This window comes from Methylobacter sp., assembly GCF_004322395.1.
In the GTDB taxonomy this organism is placed as follows: Bacteria; Pseudomonadota; Gammaproteobacteria; order Methylococcales; family Methylomonadaceae; genus Methylobacter_A.
The window spans coordinates 1-20,119 of record NZ_SCTW01000040.1; the positions used below are offsets into that span (position 1 = coordinate 1).

18 protein-coding genes are annotated in these 20,119 nt (G+C 44.1%); 9 read left to right on the top strand and 9 right to left on the bottom strand.

What is annotated here, in order from left to right; all coding sequences use genetic code 11:
* Nucleotides 1-555 (bottom strand): rhomboid family intramembrane serine protease (locus EPO18_RS05740; RefSeq protein WP_292431775.1); only part of this gene is annotated, 555 nt, incomplete at its 3' end.
* Between the two features lie 180 nt (nucleotides 556-735).
* Here EPO18_RS05740 and EPO18_RS05745 point away from each other — a divergent pair.
* Nucleotides 736-2,070 (top strand): DEAD/DEAH box helicase, encoded by a 1,335-nt coding sequence (locus EPO18_RS05745; RefSeq protein WP_292431777.1) that lies wholly within the window; start codon nucleotides 736-738, stop codon nucleotides 2,068-2,070.
* 68 nt (nucleotides 2,071-2,138) lie between these two features.
* Here EPO18_RS05745 and EPO18_RS05750 read toward each other — a convergent pair whose 3' ends face one another.
* A complete protein-coding gene (locus tag EPO18_RS05750; protein ID WP_292431779.1) occupies nucleotides 2,139-2,528 on the bottom strand; it encodes a response regulator in 390 nt (129 codons plus the stop codon).
* Between the two features lie 109 nt (nucleotides 2,529-2,637).
* Entirely contained in the window at nucleotides 2,638-2,853 is a 216-nt protein-coding gene (locus tag EPO18_RS05755) for a DUF2905 domain-containing protein (protein ID WP_292431781.1), read from the bottom strand.
* A gap of 128 nt (nucleotides 2,854-2,981) precedes the next feature.
* Here EPO18_RS05755 and EPO18_RS05760 point away from each other — a divergent pair, with 128 nt between their 5' ends.
* The gene (locus EPO18_RS05760; protein WP_292431782.1) at nucleotides 2,982-4,580 is read left to right on the top strand and encodes an NAD(P)/FAD-dependent oxidoreductase; all 1,599 of its coding nucleotides are present in this window, start codon (nucleotides 2,982-2,984) and stop codon (nucleotides 4,578-4,580) included.
* Nucleotides 4,581-5,207: 627 nt separating this feature from the next.
* Here the strand turns inward: EPO18_RS05760 and EPO18_RS05765 are convergent.
* The 3 genes from EPO18_RS05765 to EPO18_RS05775 form a co-directional block, all read right to left on the bottom strand.
* Nucleotides 5,208-6,863 (bottom strand): pentapeptide repeat-containing protein, encoded by a 1,656-nt coding sequence (locus tag EPO18_RS05765; RefSeq protein ID WP_292431783.1) that lies wholly within the window; start codon nucleotides 6,861-6,863, stop codon nucleotides 5,208-5,210.
* A 527-nt stretch (nucleotides 6,864-7,390) separates the two neighbouring features.
* Nucleotides 7,391-7,825, bottom strand: coding sequence for a hypothetical protein (locus tag EPO18_RS05770; RefSeq protein WP_292431784.1), 435 nt, complete (start codon nucleotides 7,823-7,825; stop codon nucleotides 7,391-7,393).
* Nucleotides 7,826-8,357: 532 nt separating this feature from the next.
* Nucleotides 8,358-8,894, bottom strand: coding sequence for an STAS domain-containing protein (locus EPO18_RS05775; protein ID WP_292431808.1), 537 nt, complete (start codon nucleotides 8,892-8,894; stop codon nucleotides 8,358-8,360).
* A 472-nt stretch (nucleotides 8,895-9,366) separates the two neighbouring features.
* Here EPO18_RS05775 and EPO18_RS05780 point away from each other — a divergent pair, with 472 nt between their 5' ends.
* Complete coding sequence (locus EPO18_RS05780; RefSeq protein WP_292431811.1) at nucleotides 9,367-9,963, top strand: HMA2 domain-containing protein; 597 nt, start codon at nucleotides 9,367-9,369, stop codon at nucleotides 9,961-9,963.
* 232 nt (nucleotides 9,964-10,195) lie between these two features.
* Here the strand turns inward: EPO18_RS05780 and EPO18_RS05785 are convergent, their stop codons facing one another.
* Together EPO18_RS05785 and EPO18_RS05790 are read right to left on the bottom strand one after the other, a co-directional pair.
* A complete protein-coding gene (locus EPO18_RS05785) occupies nucleotides 10,196-11,470 on the bottom strand; it encodes a PIN-like domain-containing protein (protein WP_292431815.1) in 1,275 nt (424 codons plus the stop codon).
* 306 nt (nucleotides 11,471-11,776) lie between these two features.
* Nucleotides 11,777-12,130 (bottom strand): hypothetical protein, encoded by a 354-nt coding sequence (locus EPO18_RS05790; protein ID WP_292431818.1) that lies wholly within the window; start codon nucleotides 12,128-12,130, stop codon nucleotides 11,777-11,779.
* 417 nt (nucleotides 12,131-12,547) lie between these two features.
* Here EPO18_RS05790 and cysD point away from each other — a divergent pair, with 417 nt between their 5' ends.
* The 5 genes from cysD (at nucleotide 12,548) to EPO18_RS05815 (ending at nucleotide 18,228) form a co-directional block, all read left to right on the top strand.
* Nucleotides 12,548-13,456: a sulfate adenylyltransferase subunit CysD gene (gene cysD / locus EPO18_RS05795; protein ID WP_292431821.1), complete on the top strand. Its 909-nt coding sequence runs from the start codon at nucleotides 12,548-12,550 to the stop codon at nucleotides 13,454-13,456.
* Between the two features lie 34 nt (nucleotides 13,457-13,490).
* Nucleotides 13,491-13,835 (top strand): four helix bundle protein, encoded by a 345-nt coding sequence (locus EPO18_RS05800; RefSeq protein WP_292431825.1) that lies wholly within the window; start codon nucleotides 13,491-13,493, stop codon nucleotides 13,833-13,835.
* A gap of 63 nt (nucleotides 13,836-13,898) precedes the next feature.
* The gene (gene cysN / locus EPO18_RS05805; protein ID WP_292431828.1) at nucleotides 13,899-15,524 is read left to right on the top strand and encodes a sulfate adenylyltransferase subunit CysN; all 1,626 of its coding nucleotides are present in this window, start codon (nucleotides 13,899-13,901) and stop codon (nucleotides 15,522-15,524) included.
* 171 nt (nucleotides 15,525-15,695) lie between these two features.
* Nucleotides 15,696-16,952, top strand: coding sequence for a hypothetical protein (locus EPO18_RS05810; RefSeq protein ID WP_292431831.1), 1,257 nt, complete (start codon nucleotides 15,696-15,698; stop codon nucleotides 16,950-16,952).
* Entirely contained in the window at nucleotides 16,942-18,228 is a 1,287-nt protein-coding gene (locus tag EPO18_RS05815) for a coiled-coil domain-containing protein (protein ID WP_292431834.1), read from the top strand. The genes EPO18_RS05810 and EPO18_RS05815 overlap by 11 nt, the downstream gene beginning before the upstream one ends.
* 114 nt (nucleotides 18,229-18,342) lie before the next feature.
* Here EPO18_RS05815 and EPO18_RS05820 read toward each other — a convergent pair whose 3' ends face one another.
* Nucleotides 18,343-18,855, bottom strand: a complete 513-nt coding sequence (locus EPO18_RS05820; protein ID WP_292431837.1) for a hypothetical protein — start codon at nucleotides 18,853-18,855, stop codon at nucleotides 18,343-18,345.
* Nucleotides 18,856-19,200: 345 nt separating this feature from the next.
* Here EPO18_RS05820 and EPO18_RS05825 point away from each other — a divergent pair.
* Nucleotides 19,201-20,119: transglycosylase SLT domain-containing protein (locus EPO18_RS05825; RefSeq protein WP_292431839.1), on the top strand; the 919-nt coding region annotated here is incomplete at its 3' end.

Here is a 20,119-nt window from a genome sequence, read left to right on the forward strand (position 1 = left end):
AGCGCTATATAATTGAATGATGACCCATAAACCTAGGAAAGCAATCGCCGGAACATGAACGACTATCGGCAAAAACAGTACCGGAACCCACACCACAACCCGTTCAAGCGGATATAGAAAAAAATAAGCCGCCAATACACCGGCTATAGCACCGGATGCGCCAACCACGGGAATGGCAAGAGTCGGATCGAAGAACCACTGTAAAAAAGTAGCCAACAATCCGCACAGTAAATAAAAAACCAAAAAAGGCAATCGTCCCATCCTGTCTTCTACGTTGTCGCCAAATATCCATAAAAACAACATGTTCATGCTAAGATGCAACCAGTTTCCGTGTAAAAACAAGCTGGTTAAAAAAGATAAATAACCATCGAAAGGCAATCCATAATACGGATTTGTATAACGAATAGGCACCATGCCGTAAAGATTGATGAGCCGATAACTTAGCTGATCGGGCATCAATTGCATCGACACAAAAACAATAATACAAATTGCCATTATTCCCCATGTGACTAGAGGCGTTGAATGGCAGGGTGCTGTATCTCTAATTGGTATCATGATTCATTCCTTATCTATGTCGACTCGAGAGAGTTACCCCTAATTTTTAACCTAGCTTAAAAGCTAAAAAACCGATTTGCAATGAATAGTTATTTAATCATAACCTTGATTACAAAAAGTTTATAATGTGTAAACAGATTGCTTTTTATCACCTTGCGCTTTAACCCTCCTTAAAGATTCATGCATCTTAATTCAATAGACAAAATACCATCATTTTCAGGCCTATCGCTAGATGAACAATTAGTATCGGCAGTTAAACAAATGGGCTTCGAACAGCCCACACCCGTACAACAAAAGGCGATCCCCTTTGCTCTTGAGCACAAAGACCTGCTGGTCAGTGCCGAAACCGGTAGCGGCAAAACCGCCGCATTCTTGCTGCCGACATTACATCATCTGCTCACTTTGCCTTCCAAACAATCCGGCACACGCGCATTGGTCCTGACGCCAACTCGCGAATTAGCTCAGCAGATTTTTAAGCATTGCCAACAGTTGACTGAGTTTACCGACTTGACAACAGGCCTGATTACCGGAGGCGATGATTTTAGGCTACAGCAAAATATGCTCCGCAGAAACACTCAAATTGTTATTGCAACCCCCGGCAGAGTGCTGGAACTGATGGAGCAAGAAATACCGAACCTTAGCAATCTGGAAGTATTGATACTGGATGAAGCCGACCGGATGTTGGATATGGGCTTTAGCGAAGACGTACTGGCCATCGCCGATAGCTGCAACGCACAACGGCAAACCCTGCTGTTTTCCGCCACTTTGACGCATTTTGGCGTTATCAAAATGGCTGATAAACTGCTAAAAAACCATGAAATCGTGGCCTTAAACACATTGCACGATGGACACCGCAATATAGAGCAGCAAATTGTTCTGGCCGACGACAATGATCATAAACAAAAATTATTGGCTTGGCTGTTGCAAAATGAAACCTATGACAAGGCGCTGATCTTTACCAATAGCAGGATTCAGGCGGACGCTCTTCGCGGACCGCTTCGGGGTCAAAAACTCCGGGTTGGAGTGCTACATGGAGAAATGGATCAAAAAGACCGTAATCGGATGATGGAGTTATTCCGCGAAGGCGCGGTCAACATCATGATTGCTACCGACCTTGCCGCACGCGGCCTGGACATCAAGGGCATCAATCTGGTCATTAATTTCGATGTACCGAGAAACGGCATCAATTATATCCATCGCATAGGCCGGACGGGGCGGGTCGATGAATTGGGCCTAACGATTGCGCTGGTGAAACATACCGAATGGAATTTAATGTCCGGCATTGAGCGCTTTTTGAAACAGAAATTCAAACACCGCAGTATTAAAGAGCTGGAAGGAAAATATAAAGGCCCTAAAAAACTTAAAGCCTCCGGAAAGGCGACAGGCGGCAAAAAGAAAGTAGAACCTAAAAAAGCTGCTGCCGAAAAAGTCAAAATCCGTCACAGGGACAAAAAGAATATTGGTAAAAGGCGCGTACCGACAGTTAAGCCTGACGTAGAATCAACTCAAGCATAAAAAAAGCCCCATTCGCAATCTAATGTTGCGAATGGGGCTTTTTTGTTTTTAACAATCGCGTATAACGATCAGGAAAGCTTTCCTACAACTTGTTTAACCAAGTTATCCGGTTTAAAGGGTTTTACAATATAAGACGTTATTCCTGCCATAATAGCTTCTTTAACCTTATCGCCTTCAGATGATGACGTCAGCATGATCCAAGGGGGAGTTTCTAATTTAGCATCGTCTTTTACCGCCTTAAACAGCTCAAGCCCGCTCATGCCCGGCATGTTCCAATCACATACTACGATGTTAATCTTTACTTTTCTCATCATAAGTAATGCTTCCTCTCCGCCCGGAGCATCAAAAACATGAGTGAACCCGGCCTCTCGCAGAATAGCTTTGGTTAGTGTCCGCATTGAGGCTGCATCATCTACAATCAGAATTTTTTTCTGTAGCAATTCTTGTGATATTTCCATTCTTGTTCCAAATTACACTTAGTATGAGCACAGCAGCACTTAATTGATTATTCTACAAGAACTCGAGGTATCCGACAAATACATTGTAAAAATAACGTCAACTAATTCACTATTTACGGAAAAACAGATTAACAACCAACGTTAATATAATACTAACAATCAGCATAGAGGTAATCGGGATAAACACAAACTTGCGCTCACCCTCAATACGTATATCACCGGGCAATTTCCCAAACCAGTTAATCAACCAAGGAGCATAACTAACAGTGAGTCCGATAACCACCAAAATAACACCAATCACCGCCAGGAATTTTCCGAATGCCATAGATTAACCCCCCATTTAATGCGAACGCGCAGTTAACAAGAAAAACACCGTTAAGGTAAAATAAAAAGCATCCTATTACACCGCCACCAGCAAAACAATCAGTTCTGCAACTTATCCGAACACCTGACATGCTAAGAATCACTGAACTTAAACTGCCGCTCGATCATTCTAAAAAGCAGCTAAAAACCGCGATACTTTATCGGCTTGGCATAAGCACAAGCGAGCCGGTTACTTATACGATATTCAGGCAAGGCTTTGATGCACGAAAACGCAACGCTATCATGCTGGTTTACACGGTTGATGTTGAGGCTGCCAATGAACAGGCAATTCTGGAACGTTTGGCGGATGACCCGTACATCTCTTTAACGCCGGACAGTACTTATCGTTTTGTAACTGGAGCGCCAAAGGATCCGGCATTACGGCCTGTCATCATCGGCACAGGACCTTGTGGACTATTTGCCGGATTGGTTCTGGCTCAAATGGGCTTTCGGCCGATTATTCTGGAACGCGGAAAAGCCGTGCGGGAACGCACTAAAGATACCTTCGGCCTTTGGCGAAAAGGCCTGTTTAACCCAGAATCCAATGTACAGTTTGGCGAAGGCGGCGCCGGTACCTTTTCTGACGGTAAGCTGCACACCCAGATCAAGGATCCAAACCACTATGGACGCAAAGTACTTACTGAATTAGTAAAAGCCGGCGCACCCGCTGAAATTCTCTATGTCAGCAAGCCCCATATAGGCACGTTCAGGCTGGTAGCCGTAGTGGAGCAGCTGCGTGCGACTATCGAGTCATTAGGCGGTGAAATCCGTTTCGAAAGCCGGGTTGATGACCTCGATATCGATAACGGACAGATACGCGGCGTGGTACTCGCCAACGGCGAAACCATTAGCACTAACCATGTACTGCTGGCTGTCGGCCACAGCGCGCGCGATACTTTCAAAATGCTCTATGATCGGGGAGTTTATATCGAAGCCAAACCTTTTTCGATCGGCTTTCGTATAGAACATCCGCAATCGCTAATCGACACTTGCCGTTTCGGCAGCAATGCCGGCCATCCATTACTGGGCGCCGCCGATTACAAACTGGTACATCACTGTAGCAATGGGCGTGCCGTGTACAGCTTTTGCATGTGTCCAGGCGGTACCGTGGTTGCTGCAACTTCGGAAGCGGGACATGTCGTCACCAACGGCATGAGCCAATACTCACGCAACGAGCGTAACGCCAACAGCGGCATCGTTGTCGGCATTACGCCGGACGATTATCCCGGCCACCCCTTGGCAGGCATTGACTTTCAACGCCGTCTGGAAGCAGGGGCCTTTAAATTGGGAGGGGAAACTTATGAAGCGCCGGGTCAACTGGTCGGCGACTTCCTCGCCCAACGCCCCTCTTCGGCGCTGGGTAAGGTACAGCCATCCTACACGCCGGGCGTTCATTTATGCGATCTCAGTTCGGCTTTACCGGATTACGCCATAACTGCTATACGCGAAGCCATTCCCGCTTTCGATAAAAAAATAAAAGGCTTTGCAATGAAAGATGCTGTGCTGACAGGAGTAGAAACCCGCACCTCTTCGCCTATCCGCATCAAACGCAACGAGCATTACCAAAGCCTGAATATCAAAGGGCTATATCCGGCTGGAGAAGGTGCTGGCTATGCGGGCGGGATTCTTTCTGCGGCCGTAGATGGTATCAAAGTTGCCGAGGCATTAGCTTTGGATATGAACAAATAATGCTGTAAAACTCTGAACTTGATCCGACAGTTTCAAAATATTTGCTTGGATTGAACGTGACACTGAGGGTCCTAGTTCGGCCAAGTCCTGCCACTCATCAACTATGCATGACCGGCTGGTCATTGTGGCAAAGCGGACCTTCGATGGCTAGTTTAGCTTAGTGGGTATGCGGATGGAGCGAGAACTCTGTAAGCGTTGAAAGCACAGTCTAGCTGTAAAGAGATTTGACTGTAAAAAAGGCAAAAAAGCCTCTACTTAAAGAAGCTTTGAAAAATAACCAGTACTACCGCTTGTATCGCCGCCGTATGGCAAAAAGTATTAAGGCAGACTGTGCAGTGAGGACAAGCACGGCGATATATAGCACAAGCTGCGACTTCTCATTGGCTGGATCATAGAACCTCTCCTTTTGAAATGTCAGAATTGACAGCGTGAGTAAAACCGATTTTTTGTAATCGCTCATCCATTGCTTAAACAGCACTGGCTGATGTTTAGCGTCTGGGAAGATATTGTACTCGATGATATGGACAGAGCCAGTGCTCTCTCGTAATCTGCTTGTTTCTAAATTGTCTTTGCTCGGAGCAAAACCGGTGTATAGAAAGAGGCCGGAGAATAGAGCAATCCAGAAGATTAAACCATCATCCCATGCAAGTAACTTGTTCCGTATTTGCTCAAAAATCGGTATACCGCATATCCATTTATCCACTCTTGTATAAGTCCCCACCCTCTCCACATCCTTTCCGCCCAAAAACACTTTGCTTCCGCAGCGTTATATGCTTTTGTATTTGCTATGGCTCTTTTCTTCTTACGACGCATCTCCATTTCGCCAATATGGAAGTCTTCCGCTGTATCGAAATCTCGTTTTGCCTCGTAGTTGAGAACTAACTGACGATAATTTTCCGCTATTTTTTCATAATCATGCTGCTTTTCATAAAAAGAGATACGGTCAAATTGAAATTCATCCCACAAGCCTCGGCGTCTACCTTTTCTGGGCCAGATCACATCGCGAAAACGGATTCTTTCTAAATCAGAATCCAAGAAGCTTGTCTGACTTAAATCAACTTTTATAAAAATAATTTCTGCCTTTTCATTTAGCCCAACTCCTGTAAAAAAGCATGCTCTTTTAAAAATCTGATCTCCTTCAAAATTAGCTTTTCCATTGAAAACAGTGCCAGAAAAAATAGTCTTATTACCGAATTCGGTCCCCTTAAAGTCAGCCTCATTACCGAATTCGGCTTTTCCAAAGCTAGTCTCATTGCCGAATTCGGCTTGCCAAAAGATAGTCTTATTGCCGAATTTGGCGCTATTAAAGATGATCCCATCACCGAATTTGGCATACCAAAAGTTAGTCTCACTGCCGAATTCAGCTTTCATAAAGCTAATCTTATTGCCAAATTTGGTTTTCCTAAAGTAAGCCCTAATGCCGAATTTGGCTTTAAGAAAGATGATCTCATCCCCGAATTTGGCCTCACAAAAGTTAGCCCCATCGCCGAACTCGGCATCCATAAATACAGCGTTATTGTCGAATTTGGCATCCCAAAAGTAGGCTTCATCACCAAATTTGGTGCGCAAAAAGACAGCCCTACTGCCAAACTTAGCACCATAAAAATCAGCCTTATTACCTAATTTGGCATATCCAAAGTCAGCCATATTGACGAATGTAGAGTCGCTAAAGTTAGTGTGATCGCCGAATTTGGTGCATCTAAAGTCAGTCTTATTGCCAAATCTGGCGCTTATAAAATTAGTCTTATTGCCGAATTCGGCGCCAGCAAAGTCAATCTCATTACCGAATTTGGCTTCTCTAAAGTTAGTCTCATTGCCGAATTCGACATCCTTAAAGTCAATCTCATTACCGAATTCGACTTCTCTAAAGTTCGTCTCATTACCGAACAAGGCTTTCCTAAAGACAGTATTATTGTTGAACTTAGCCATCATGAAATCAGTTTTATCGCTGAATTTGGCTCCTATTAATTTTATTGGCTTTGTAAACTGTCGTTGACTTAGATCAATTGTAGGAAAATGAAAATAGCAGAAATCACAAACTTCAACCTCTAGATCTTCCTCCTCATTTTCTAAAAGTCGTAAAAAGAGCTGCCGGAACTGCTCGTCAATCTCTTCCGCTGCCATGCGCTCTTCTTGCGCCATGGCTTGCTTTTCCTGTTCGGTATATTTATAAATATGAAAAATACAAAGACCATCCCTTGTAGAGGGATGGCTACAGTTATAGTTTGGATCATTAAATTTCTCTGGCGGCTTAAACTCGCATATTTCCTGATCCTCAGTCATAGATCGCTACCTCACTTATTCTATACTTGGCAAATTGACACATTACTTATTAGAAAAGATCAAGCCGAGCCAGCAGATTAACTTAAACGGTATCTTATGTCTTAGACCCAAACAAATATTTTAGTGTCTTCTATGAATTGAGATTGCCCTCTCGCAAATAATTCTCTGTACGGCCGAGGGTGTGTCAAAACGTAAAATCCATAATTATGGTGGAGACAATCAATCGATTATTGACTAAATTACACTGATAAGTGGAGATTGTTGTTAGCATTTAGCTATTTTTTACAAGTAAATAGAGCAAGTGCCACCGCTGGAGATTTTGTTTATGCGTTTTGACACACCCTGGGCCATTAAGAGCCAGTCGCTAATTTCCAACGAACGACTGGTCAAAATCATGGAGCAGTCATTCAATGAGTATCATTAATCGAAAATCCTCCAGCCAATGAATAGAGACAAGGTCAAGAATAAAATTTAACGACTTGAGTGAGCTACAGTTTACTGTCGGCGCGATTTGGTTGTTATCTCTTTTACCTCTGTAGACTCAGCATCACTACGCCAAAAAAAACCAATAAGACTCCACACATCCCTTGTACCGATAACTTTTGCTCTGGAAAAAGCAACAGAGCGGCGAATGTGATCACAAGAATTTGGCCCGCCTTGACCGCTGAGGCATACCCAGGATTTGGAGCGAGTTTCAGTGCTTCTATATCTGCAAGATTCCCAATGAATGCAAAAACCGAAGCAAGTGCGAGGAGGCCAAGCGCTTGCCAGCTTATGCCCAACTGAGAGCCTCGCTTAATACCCAAGATTAAGTAGAGAGCAGACGTAAACGTGAATAAGTAGAGCAAAATAATGGGAGTAGGAAGCCAATAAGTCAGTTTCTTGAGAATCAGCGCCATACAGGCGAAACTGAACATTCCAATCAAAGCTGCAGTAAACCAACTTACTTGAAAGAAAACCATAGAAGTTTGCTAAAAGAGATAGCGCTTGATATGAGCGGCTACTGTAAGCGGGCGAAGCCCGCTGGAAGACTTCCACTCGATGGAAGGGTTAGGCATGGTTAGAAATCGATGCCGGCCGAACCGCCCTGACAGCTCGGACACTTTCGTTGGAAGACATCAGTGCCATTGGCTCCATAAACGCTTCCACATTGCGCCTCTAAGCACTCCATTCGATAGGCATACTGACCATGATCAGTGCCTTCCACACCCCGATGGCCGCTACACCGCTGATTGTTGTGGTTGACGTAGCCGATCTTTGTAGTGTCTGTACTGCCGCTACGAAATGCTTTCAACATGGTTCTCCTGAAGCTTAAAAAATAATTAGATAGTTTTTATATATCATCCTTTTGGGACAAATTCTTGCAATAAATTGACTATATCTCCTCAGAAATTGATAGGCGGGCTTTCTTTATTAAGACAGTCAATTATGTAAAACTAACTAGCCAGTCAAACCATTTTAGTGAAATGGTCGGTTTGGGTCGGTTTTGCTCATTCAATTGCCATCAAGCTCTATCCGCCAGTTGCGGAATTGGACGAATGACGGTAAGACTTCATGGATACTGTCGTAGAAAGCGTCTTTGCTCACCTGTTTCTCAAGATCCGAATAGATTTTGACCTTCAGATCCTCCATCATGTGAGCGAATACCAGCCGGATGCCTTTTTCCTGCAAAAACCCTTGAAGAGAACGTAAAGTCTCGGCAGCTGAATAGTCCACATCATCGACCGCGGATGCTTCGATACAGAACCACTTCAGGGGCGGCTCGGCATTCTCTACCAGTTCAGTGACTTGAGAGGAAAACACTCCTGCATTGGCGTAATAAATGCTATGACTGAAATGATAGACCATGAGTCCCGGTACGACCTGCGTCTCTGTCATCAGCGGCTGCGGCTGCCAACCACTCTTTGCGGAAGCGATCATGACGTAGTTTTTCGGGTGGTAGCCGTGACGTGTATGCGCCAGCAGCGAAAGCACTATCGCCAGCAGGATACCTTGCTTTTCCGACTTTGTAGTCTTTTCAATGAACTGCAACCTCTATCAAAATGACGTAGTGCGATTCTTTCACAACGCTTAGGAATTTATCAAGTTATTTAAGGATAAGTTCTAAGTTAATCGCTTGCGTGCTTTTCATGCCCTGCATTAATTGGCAAGACCGATGCGGACAATGAATGGCAAAAATTGAGAGCCATTTACATAGTGGAGAAAAGAATCGCCGATAACCCTGGTTTCGTATACTCATCATCTGGTACGCGAAAGTATTCTCTTACGTAATTGAGCTTATTGTCTATATAACTGGATGCGACCAATATGGTGGTGACAACAAAAATTGATCAAGGATTATTCTATGCTAATGAATTTACAGGAACAATCGTGTTAGTTCCTTGGTTATTTTAAATCTGGAATCTGACCTTGAAGCGAGTTAATTTTCATGCGGCGTCAACACGCCCCTTATTCTGTCCGAGCGACAAGCTTTTTCCTAGTCATTAAGGTTTCGGAGGACGACATGGTCGATGCAAAACCTAGCAAGAACAAATCTGCCGTTGTAGCCAGCCATGTACCGGGGCGTATCCGCTTCAAACTTCATCGACAGAATCGCGACAAAGAAACGATGGAAGACATAAAGCGCAATCTAGCAGCGCGAGAAGGCATACTCGATGTGCGGACGAATCCGGATTGCGGGAGCGTGACTGTTCATTACGATCATGGTCGCCATTCGATGTCTGGCATCCTGGGTTTCCTGGAAGATATGGATGTGGTTATTGACTCCATAGCGCATTTACCGAGTATTGGCGAGAATAGAGAGGCTGATCACGACGGTGAAGCGCCGGAATTTATAGCGGCCGTTAACGATCTGAATCGGCTCATACGCGGAACTACCGGGCTTCCTATCGATTTGAAACTGGCGCTTCCTCTGGCGTTCGTCGGCGCTGGCATCTGGTCGATAAGTAAAAAGGGCTTGATGATTGAAAGCGTTCCCGGTCCGCTATTCCTCTGGCTTGCTTTCGATATGTTCGTAAAACTGCATTCAGCCCGCACTGATAAACTATCAACAATAGGTGTTGAAAATTTGCCAGGAAAGCGTGTCGGTGTTGATTGCTGAAACTGTTAATGCATTGTTTTCATTTAACTCGTTCTGCGCGATAACTGGCAAATCTGGAGCTCATTCTGAAAAATATTCGACGTTGCGTTACAAATCTGTCCATCAAATGCCCGTTTAACAGACAGTGATGGACAACAGCCGGCCAATTTCTGCCAGTCGAAACTTATCTTCGACCGTCTGGTTTATGTCAAAACTGACCGTTCTTAACGACACAATCCAATCAGAGGCGAATTTACGAGTCCTCTGCACTTTCTTGTTCAATCATTTTCATTCGATGAGCCACTTCCTTTTCTAGTGCCATCATACTCATTTGCATCTCATTGAATTTTATGGATGAATGCTCAAGGTTTTTTCTAACTTGCGCATATTCTTCTGATATAGTTGCATTGCGTTTCATGAAAAGTTCAAACTCTGGATTTTCATGATCCTCTCTCATCAGATATTCTTCGTGACGTCTCATTTCTTTACGCATTGATTCAAGCTCATGCATACGTTGTTGCAACACATGCCTCTCTTCATCGTAAGCCACCAACCGGTGTTTGCTATAATCAAGCTCCTTAAATAAGCGATTTATTTCATTTTTTCGTTTTTTAACATACTCCATCTCTTTTTGACGCCTTTGGGCCAATTTTTCCGAGTGTCTGACTTCCCTGATTTCTGCAACGATTTCGTCGCTAACCTGCTCGCCTAGATTTTCTCTTGCTAACTCTAGAAATCGGTCTGCTTGATACATATAAAATGTATTATTTGCGCGATCCTTAAATTCTTTCACTAGCTCTGGATGAGGCCCAATAGTCTTCCCTTTAAACTTTTCCCACCAGTCTTCCTTTTTGTCATCAGTAACTAAAACAACACCTTTCCCAGATTCAATTGCTTTTTCGATAACCTGAGTCCATACGATAAGATCGCCATATTTTCTGCACTTCTCTGTAAAAACCTCACTGTCTCCTGACTTTGAGCCATCCTTAAACCCTGGTGGGATTTTTTGCTTGTACCTTTCCTCACCCTCCGATATTAATTTTTCTAAACGTGATCTTTCATAGGGGAAACCAACTCTATCTTTAAAGATAGAGGCAACAGCATCCTTAATTTCGTCATTGTAAATACGCGTGGTGTGGACTGATTTGTTTTTTTCAAGCTCTGCACAAAGCTCATCGAAAACACTGGAAACCTTAGTCATAATATCTTGACTAACAAAAGGATGCTGTCTGGTATTCTCCAAGTCACGTTTAAATATCTCAATAGCCTTGATCGTGTCGTCGTATGATTTTTCTTGCTGATCAATTACTGATAATCGGCTGTTCAAATATTCCTCGGCAGCCCTATGGGGAAGCCACACCCTATCTTTTATTTTTTCTAAAATCCGCAGAAACTCTTGGCGAGTTGTATCTGAATATCTGTACAGATTTAGAAGAATATTTGCATCAAATACGAACAATGATGTATCCCAAATTTCCCTAAGCTGGCGTTCAACTTCTTTAAAATGGCCGGGGAATAAGTCTTTCATACTATCTCTAACTACCCTACGGTATATAATGTTGTGCTGAACGTAATCTTCAGCGAGTTGGTGATACTGAAGCACATCCTACAGGCCTGTTTGTCCTAACGTCAATCATGCAACACTAACCCGCCAGTCAAACAAAGATAAGGAAAGGCCGATTTGGGTCGAACTGAGACAGTCAAGGTCTGATACAGTTGAGACTAATTTTGGCAATTGTCTGATCAAGTCCAGAGTTTTACAAATAATGCCGTTTGTCACGAAAACACGCAGGAGACGTTTTAAACGATGCCGCCTCCCACATATACATCTAATTTATTTCGAGCGCTTGGTGGTATTGAATACAAAAGATGCAACAACACCGCGATTGTCAAATTTAATAACCAAATCTTCGGTACTGCCGTCACTAAACAAACTGTAATAATAGTTACCGTAAGTCCATGTCTTCATACCATTATCAAGACCGGTTCTCCAAGGGGCTCCAAACGTAGTGTAAATGTCATTCTGGGTAGTTTCCCCTATCTTAATGGTTGATACCTGACCTGCAGGAAACTCATGGCCGATCGTAGCGCATCCTGAAGTTAACAGGAACATCATCACAATCAGACCGCAGAAAGTTTTCCTCAGTAACCCGGCAAAGCTTGCTGACCCCAAAAAATCAATTTTCATTTTATCCACCGTCAAATTAAAAATACTGCGATATTTGATATACCACTAACAAACCTTGCAGATAGCCTGTTGCTTTTTTCCGCAATATGCCATGTTTTATTGCATACCGATTCTATTTGCTCACCAGTTCGGTCAAAATAACAACAAACTCATCGCCTCTCTGCACGCGCATAGCCGGCAAATAATATCATCAAGGTACTATTTGGCCGCACTGATTAATGATGCGTCAGCTTCAGTTAATTTATCAGCAACAAACAGTTTTGAATTTTTCAGGCCTAAAAATATGCTTTAACATCCGTTCAACTACCAATAAATCCCAAGCAAATCTGGTATTAAAGCTTCGTTCAAACTAAAATAGTCGTCTTTTTATTGAGCGCATTTATAAATAGCGTGACCTCCAAATCTGACGGAATTTTAATGACTGATTATAAACTGACCCACCTTAAACAGCTGGAAGCTGAGAGCATTCATATTATTCGCGAAGTCGCAGCCGAATTTGAACGTCCGGTGATGTTGTATTCAGTCGGCAAAGATTCCGCCGTCATGTTGCATTTGACCATGAAAGCTTTTTATCCTGGCAAGCCGCCTTTTCCGTTGTTGCATGTGGATACCACTTGGAAATTCAAGGAAATGATCGAGTTTCGCGACCAGATGGTCAAGAAACTGGGGCTCGAGCTGCTGATTCATATCAATCCGGAAGGCATAGCCCAGGGCATCGGGCCTTTTACGCACGGCAGCAAGATACACACCGACGTGATGAAAACCGAAGGTCTCAAGCAGGCGCTGGATAAATACCAGTTTGATGCGGCGTTCGGCGGTGCCCGGCGCGACGAGGAAAAATCGCGCGCTAAGGAGCGGGTTTATTCGTTCCGCGATAAAAATCACCGCTGGGATCCCAAAAACCAGCGCCCTGAATTATGGAACATCTACAACGGCAAAATAGACAAAGGCGAAAGCATCCGGGTATTCCCGCTGTCCAACTGGACAGAGCTGGACATCTGGCAATATATCCATCTGGAAAATATTCCGATCGTACCTCTGTATTTTGCCAAGGAACGCCCTGTCGTTAACCGCGACGGCATGTTGATCATGGTTGACGATGAGCGCATGCCGATCCGCCCAGATGAAAAAATTGAAATGAAAATGGTGCGTTTCCGTACTTTAGGTTGTTATCCGCTAACCGGCGCAGTGGAATCAACCGCCACCACCCTGCCGGAAATCATTCAGGAAATGCTGTTAACAACAACATCAGAACGCCAAGGACGATTGATAGATCACGACCAAGCCGGTTCCATGGAGCAGAAAAAGCGCGAAGGGTATTTTTAAGGGCAGGCGAAAGACGAAAGACTAAGGGCTAAAGATGGCGCGGTTTGAAGACTTGGATGTTTGGCGGCGTTCATCACGGCTCTGTGTTGAGATATACAAAGTCTTAGCTACTTGTAAGGATTTTGGCTTTAAAGATCAGGTAACTCGCTCTAGCTTGTCTATACCCAGTAACATAGCGGAAGGTTTTGAAAGGGGCAGCGATAAAGATTCCAATAAATTCTTTTATTATGCAAAAGGCTCCTCCGGTGAATTACGCACCCAAATCTACATAGGCATCGAAATTGGCTACATTTCAAAAGAAACAGGCATGTTATGGAAAAACGAAGCAGAACACATTTCAAAGATGCTGTCCGCCCTAATTAAATCGCGGTCAACCTAGCTTTCACCTTTTGCCCTGCGCCTTTTGCCTAACTTAATTTAATTTTTTATTTTTGGAACACCCATGTCCCACCAATCCGATTTAATCAGTACCGATATAGACGCGTATTTAGCGCAACACGAACGCAAAGAACTATTGCGCTTTTTAACCTGCGGCAATGTCGACGACGGCAAAAGCACGCTGATCGGCCGCCTGTTGCACGACTCCAAAATGATCTATGAAGACCAATTGGCCGCCGTCCAGGCCGACAGCGCCAAATCCGGCACCACCGGCGCCGGCAAGATAGACTTGGCCTTACTGGTCGACGGCCTGCAAGCCGAACGCGAACAGGGCATCACCATTGATGTAGCCTATCGTTATTTCTCTACCGCGACACGCAAATTCATTATTGCCGACACCCCAGGGCACGAACAATACACCCGCAATATGGCAACCGGCGCTTCAACCTGCGATTTGGCGATTATCCTGATCGATGCCCGTTACGGTGTGCAAACCCAAACCAAGCGGCACAGCTTTATCGCCTCGTTGCTGGGCATTCATCACATTATCGTCGCCGTCAACAAAATGGACTTGGTCGAGTATAGAGAAGCCACCTATAACAAAATCAAGCAGGATTATTTGAGTTTTACAAAATCGCTCGACCTGCAGGACATTACCTTCATCCCGATGTCGGCACTGGACGGCGATAACGTAGTCAATCCCAGCGCTAATATGCCCTGGTACACCGGCTTGCCGCTAATGGAAGCGCTAAACAGCATTGAAATCGCCAACGACCGCAATTTCAGCGATGCCCGTTTTCCGGTTCAGTATGTTAACCGCCCCAACCTCGATTTTCGCGGTTTTTGCGGCACGGTCGCTTCCGGCATTTTTAAAAAAGGCGACAAGATCACCGTCCTGCCTTCCGGTAAAAGCAGCAAAATCAAAGAAATCGTGACTTATGACGGCGAGTTGGAACAAGCTTTCTCGCCGATGGCCGTTACTTTAACATTGGAAGACGAAATCGATATTAGCCGCGGCGATACAATTATCGGTACCGAGCAAACATCGGCAACCGTCTCGGATAAATTCAACGCCACTATCGTCTGGATGGCTGAAAATGCGCTGGCGCCGGGTCGGCAATACACTATCAAATTGGCGACGCGCAGTGTGCCGGGCTCCATTGCTATGATTCACCATAGAATCGATGTCAATACCCTGGAGCACCACGACGCAACCGAGTTGCGCTTGAACGAGATCGGCTCCTGCACGGTCTCTGTGAACGCACCCGTGGTTTTCGACCCGTACAAAACCCATAAAGGCACCGGCGCTTTCATCATCATAGACCGCCTGACCAACGGCACTGTTGGTGCAGGCATGATTACCGGCAGTACCGGCCAAGAAAGCTTGCAACCGGTCAGCCCCGAAGAGCGCGCCGCACGTTTCAGCCAAAAAGCCACAGCGATTGCTCTTGCCGGTGCAAACAGCAAGGACATCGCCTACCAACTGGAGCGAAAACTGTTTGATAACGGTCATGCCGCAACGGTTTTGGAGACTCAAGACAAAGCACTGATCGCCGCCATCAAAAACGCCGGATTGATTTGCTTGTGCGTCAATGACAGCGCTAATTTGGCTGATCTAGATTTTGACTCCGTAACTCAGACTATCGATGACATTTACAGCGTGTTGAAAGACCAGAGGATTATCTATTAAGGCGAGAACCCAGCGCAGGAGCCAAATCAGGCAAAGCTGCTCCTGCCTTGATCTTAATTTACCCTTTTTTCAAATGAGAAATTCCGTTCCGATATTCGTACAAGATGAGGTAAGATAAAAAATATTGCCATTAACTTTTCAACGCGCAAGCCTGAACACCGCTACCTTAAAATGAAAAAATCTGAATTCTCCAAAATAAGAGCTTCCGGCGTGGGCTATCTGATTAATAGCGTCCAGACCTTATTCGTAGGCTTATTAAGGGTATGGACGATTCCCATTGTCTTAATGCTGAGTGTCGCCTCTGGCTTTACCACCTATTACGGCATGTCTCATTTCATCACCTCCTGGATTGCACTGATCATCACCATTGCCATTCAATCCATTATTGTGATTTGTTCGCTGGAAATTGCCGGCATGCATTGGCAAGCCAACCGCTTTCGCTATTTTTCCGTGGTATGTTCTTTGCTGGTTGCTTTGACCGCTTCTGTATCGTTCTCTTATTTCAAGTTTTATGAAATTTCCCAGCAGGACAATCTGCACATCAACCGCTTAAATCAGATCAGGACCGATGTAAAGTCCTATATAGACCGCGTCTTAGTCATTAAAGGCGAGGTCCTAAAACAACAGCGCACCGATCTGGAAAAAGCGACGCTCGATGTGCAGCAGGCCTATTTCGGCACCCATGCGCAAATTGCCGAAGGCTATAGGAAGCAAGTTGGCGAAGGGCCTTTCTGGAAACATTACAACCAGATTTATCAAGAGAAAAAAGAGCAACAGGTAAGATTCGATCATGATTTTTCCGAGTTGGACAAGGATATTCAAAAACTGCAAGTCAGCATCAATGCGCTGGATGTCGCAACCAATATTGAGAGCGCTTATTCCGCAATGCTGGAGAACTTCCAGAATGTCCAGCTGAAGATCAACCTGCTCTCAGGCAATATCGGCCAATCCTTGCCGGAAGCACCGTTATTGATGACTTATAATCAGTTCATAGCCCCTGTCCAACCTTCGGCCGCGATGTGGTCCGATTTTTCGCTGTTCGCTTTTATTTGTGCGGGTATGGTTGAATTTTTCACCGTACTACTGTCATACCGCCTTGAATTTACCGCCCCCGGCCCGTTGACCGCAGAGGAAGAAGACTTGGTTTTTGAATGCTTAAGACAGTTTACCGAGTTTCGAATCAATAAAAACAACGAACTCGAAATGACGATCGAGAAAACCGAAATGGAACGGGCGCGGCGTTATTCCGACTGGTCGAGAATGTTTGCCGTAGGCTTATTATTAAGCCGTGGTTTCTTAAGAAAAATCGATAATAAAACCGTAGAATTTGCGCCCAACCTTTATCCATTGATTGCTGAAAAAATGGGCGATAAGATAAACCGGTTAAAAGCCGAGTCCAACATTGTCAGGCAAGCAAATGACGCATAGTTCCAGAACTGAAATCGACAAATGGTTTATTGAAGGCACCTTAGCCAATGACGATATTGCTGTTTCAGAGACATGGGATCCCGTTTTTGATGCAGACCGTCAGCTTGTCCTCACCAAGTTAGGACCTTATTGGAAGCTATTTATACGCCCAGAAGGATTTGTTAGACGCTTTTATCACCTTATTTATCCGTTACCGGTAGAAAACTGGAGCGTTAACCACCAAATCAAGCTTTACGACGGCTTTTGTACGATTGATGTAATGCTGGACATTCGCTTTCAGGCTACATTGAAATATGCCCGCAACAATATGGATATTTTGGCTGATATTAATGGGCATATAAAAACCGCCTATGAAGATTTGCTTATCAACTTGATAGATAAAGAGCTGCTTAATTTATCGGATGGCGCATGGGTGCAAAAAGGCTTAACCGATATTGAAAAGAAGATTTCTTTGGCTGCTAGTGAAATGCTGATATTGCAAAATATCCAGTCACAAACATTATGCATATTAAAAGCCTCGTTTGAGGAATTTCCCGATGTGCAGCTGGCTCAGGAAAGTGTTTATTTATGCGTTCTTAAAAAAAACTTTGAATTTAACGAAGCGCAAAGAGAAGAATTATTCCGCCAGGAACAAGAAATTGAAAAGCAAAAACTGGAACATAAACAAAAGCAGCTTGAGCAACTAAATCGCGATGCCGAACTGGAACGCCTGAAACAGTCTCAAAAAGCTTTAAATACAAAGCTTTTACTTGAAGAAAAAGAAAAACAGCTGCTGGAACAATTTGAAATTGAAAAGCGGCTCCATGCCGAAAAAGTTAAGCATGAGAATAGCCTAAAGGAAATAACGCTGGAAGCGGAGCTTCAGGAACAGCAAAAACATGAAGCCCGTCTTAGAATTGCAGAACAAACAAATCACATGGAACTATTGGCACACCAAGCCAAATTAAAGGCAAAAGAACTGGAAGCCGATATTGCCAAATATGAAAACCAGCAGGCTAGATGGAGAGAATCTAAAGATAAAACCCAAGCTCAACAAATAGCCTTTGAACAACGCCAAAAACAACTGGAATTTGAAGCCGATGCCGAAAATCAAAGACGCCGTGAACAGCACCGTCTGACACTGAAAAAGGAAAATTATAAAAACAGAATGGAATCCGATGTTTATCTTCGCCGGGAAATTGAATTATTGGCTCGTGAAAAACAACACCTGGAGCGGCAATTGGCGATAAAGGAAGCGGAAAAACAAGAGGCCGATTATCCTTTAGATGAGGATTAGCAATCCGTCTAGGCAATATGTGCAATGAACGCATATATTCGACAAAAAATCTTATCGTCTATTAATCGCCCAATAACTCATGGCTAAACTTCGGCCTGACTTATACTCCGGATTTTATATATCCATAACTAACATCGGGATGCCGTAAGTTAAAACAAAATAACTAAACGCTAAAATAACGCTGACGCCCGTTTTGTACGAGAAAAACTGCCTCAGAATATAACCGACAATCGCTAAATACCATCCAACCAGTAATACGGCCAAACTGATCGATATCTCTTCCCGGTATTCTTCCCGGTTCATCACCATTACAAAATCCAATGCTTCGGCGGCGATTGCCAGTGTCATAATAAAATTTTCGCAGACAAAAATAGCCGTGAATAATTGATTAAAATACTGCCATTTTTTGACAATCAGCAATAACACAGCGATGGAGCTAAAGGCCATGATGGTTCTCAAAAAAACTTCCAGAGAACCATCGGCAGGATCGGCAATCAAGCCCTCAACAATACATCCTGAAATAAGATAAAACACCACTGTTTTCCACATAAACGATTTAGAGGGAACCAAGTCAGCGGGGTTATTAATGAACCAGCAAAGCCAAAGGTATTGAGTTAATAATTTCATTGTCAATTGAAAGAGATGATCTGTTTTCCATAAATATTGATGGCATTTAATTCCTATTATTCGGATCATGTATCCATCATGAAGCCATCAAAACCCGCGTATACTACTCGAGCCGCTTCGATTTTTCCAACTTTTACAACAATGTTTTTATGGAATATCTTTCCGGCAACTTACGTTTACTGCATAAAGCACACAACTTCAAGTCATCTATGCTATTAACTTGATAAATTTTTTATCAAGTTTCAAAATTAAAATTACTGTAAATGTAACATTCAGACCCGCTATAGTTATATTTTCTTACCCTTATGAATTTATGCGTCACAACATTCGCCGAAATCTGCTTGTATGAATAAACCGGCAACTCCACGTAAACGGGCCAGTGTTAAACTGGAAACCAACCCAAAACCCAAACCTCGCGCAACACGGAAAACACAAAAAAAAGTACCGCTTAAGCAGCCTATTACCAGCTTCAAAAACAGACTGTTGGTGATAGGTCTTGAAGCGCTAGGTTTGGCGATAACTGCGGTTTCTGCCATTATGATTTTGCTGGGCTATTCGGCTAGCTGGTTTTCCGGCACTCGTTTTTTCACCAGTTTATTACCGTTTGCAATCGGCGTTTTGGGATTGATAATTACATCGGCTGTGCTGTTGATAGCTTGGTGGAAACTGCGCAAATGGTTGCAGCACAAAGCTGCGTTTTTGCCTCCGGTTCTGGCTATCGGCTTTGCGCTGATTGTTGGCTGGTTCGTGATGCAAAACCACTTTACCCGAGCGTTCGGACACTTTCGCACCCTGGTCGGCGGCAAGCAGGAAGCCAGCAGGGTTACACTGGCTCATCAGGTCTACGCAGCCTATCGGCGATATAATCAAGCGCAATTGCTACAACTGGTTAACCGTGAACAAGCATTTAACCCAGCTATTGTAGAAGCGGCCAAGGCATTCGATATAGATCCTAATCTTCTGCAAGGCATCGCTGCAACGGAATCTTCTTTCTTGCCCAGAGACAGCCTGGACGGTGGACACGGCTTGTTTCAAATTACCCAAGTACCTAAAGCTATCATGGAACAAGCCAGCAAAAAGCTGGCAATAAGTAAGCCTTCGCTACTTGATCCACGGCATAATGCATTTATTGCTGCAGCGACATTCAAATATTATCTGGACCAGATGCACAAAGATCTATTTTTGGGTTTGCTGGCCTATAACATCGGCCCGGCCAACGGCGGCCTTCGATTTATCATGCAACAGTATGGAGCGACCGATTTTG

Excerpts from the sequence above, each read along its gene's own strand:
- EPO18_RS05745 (WP_292431777.1), top strand. The coding sequence starts at position 736 with ATGCATCTTAATTCAATAGACAAAATACCATCATTTTCAGGCCTATCG.
- EPO18_RS05750 (WP_292431779.1), bottom strand. The coding sequence starts at position 2,528 with ATGGAAATATCACAAGAATTGCTACAGAAAAAAATTCTGATTGTAGAT.
- EPO18_RS05755 (WP_292431781.1), bottom strand. The coding sequence starts at position 2,853 with ATGGCATTCGGAAAATTCCTGGCGGTGATTGGTGTTATTTTGGTGGTT.
- EPO18_RS05760 (WP_292431782.1), top strand. The coding sequence starts at position 2,982 with ATGCTAAGAATCACTGAACTTAAACTGCCGCTCGATCATTCTAAAAAG.
- EPO18_RS05765 (WP_292431783.1), bottom strand. The coding sequence starts at position 6,863 with ATGACTGAGGATCAGGAAATATGCGAGTTTAAGCCGCCAGAGAAATTT.
- EPO18_RS05770 (WP_292431784.1), bottom strand. The coding sequence starts at position 7,825 with ATGGTTTTCTTTCAAGTAAGTTGGTTTACTGCAGCTTTGATTGGAATG.
- EPO18_RS05780 (WP_292431811.1), top strand. The coding sequence starts at position 9,367 with ATGGTCGATGCAAAACCTAGCAAGAACAAATCTGCCGTTGTAGCCAGC.
- EPO18_RS05785 (WP_292431815.1), bottom strand. The coding sequence starts at position 11,470 with ATGAAAGACTTATTCCCCGGCCATTTTAAAGAAGTTGAACGCCAGCTT.
- EPO18_RS05790 (WP_292431818.1), bottom strand. The coding sequence starts at position 12,130 with ATGAAAATTGATTTTTTGGGGTCAGCAAGCTTTGCCGGGTTACTGAGG.
- cysD (WP_292431821.1), top strand. The coding sequence starts at position 12,548 with ATGACTGATTATAAACTGACCCACCTTAAACAGCTGGAAGCTGAGAGC.
- EPO18_RS05800 (WP_292431825.1), top strand. The coding sequence starts at position 13,491 with ATGGCGCGGTTTGAAGACTTGGATGTTTGGCGGCGTTCATCACGGCTC.
- cysN (WP_292431828.1), top strand. The coding sequence starts at position 13,899 with ATGTCCCACCAATCCGATTTAATCAGTACCGATATAGACGCGTATTTA.
- EPO18_RS05810 (WP_292431831.1), top strand. The coding sequence starts at position 15,696 with ATGAAAAAATCTGAATTCTCCAAAATAAGAGCTTCCGGCGTGGGCTAT.
- EPO18_RS05815 (WP_292431834.1), top strand. The coding sequence starts at position 16,942 with ATGACGCATAGTTCCAGAACTGAAATCGACAAATGGTTTATTGAAGGC.
- EPO18_RS05820 (WP_292431837.1), bottom strand. The coding sequence starts at position 18,855 with ATGAAATTATTAACTCAATACCTTTGGCTTTGCTGGTTCATTAATAAC.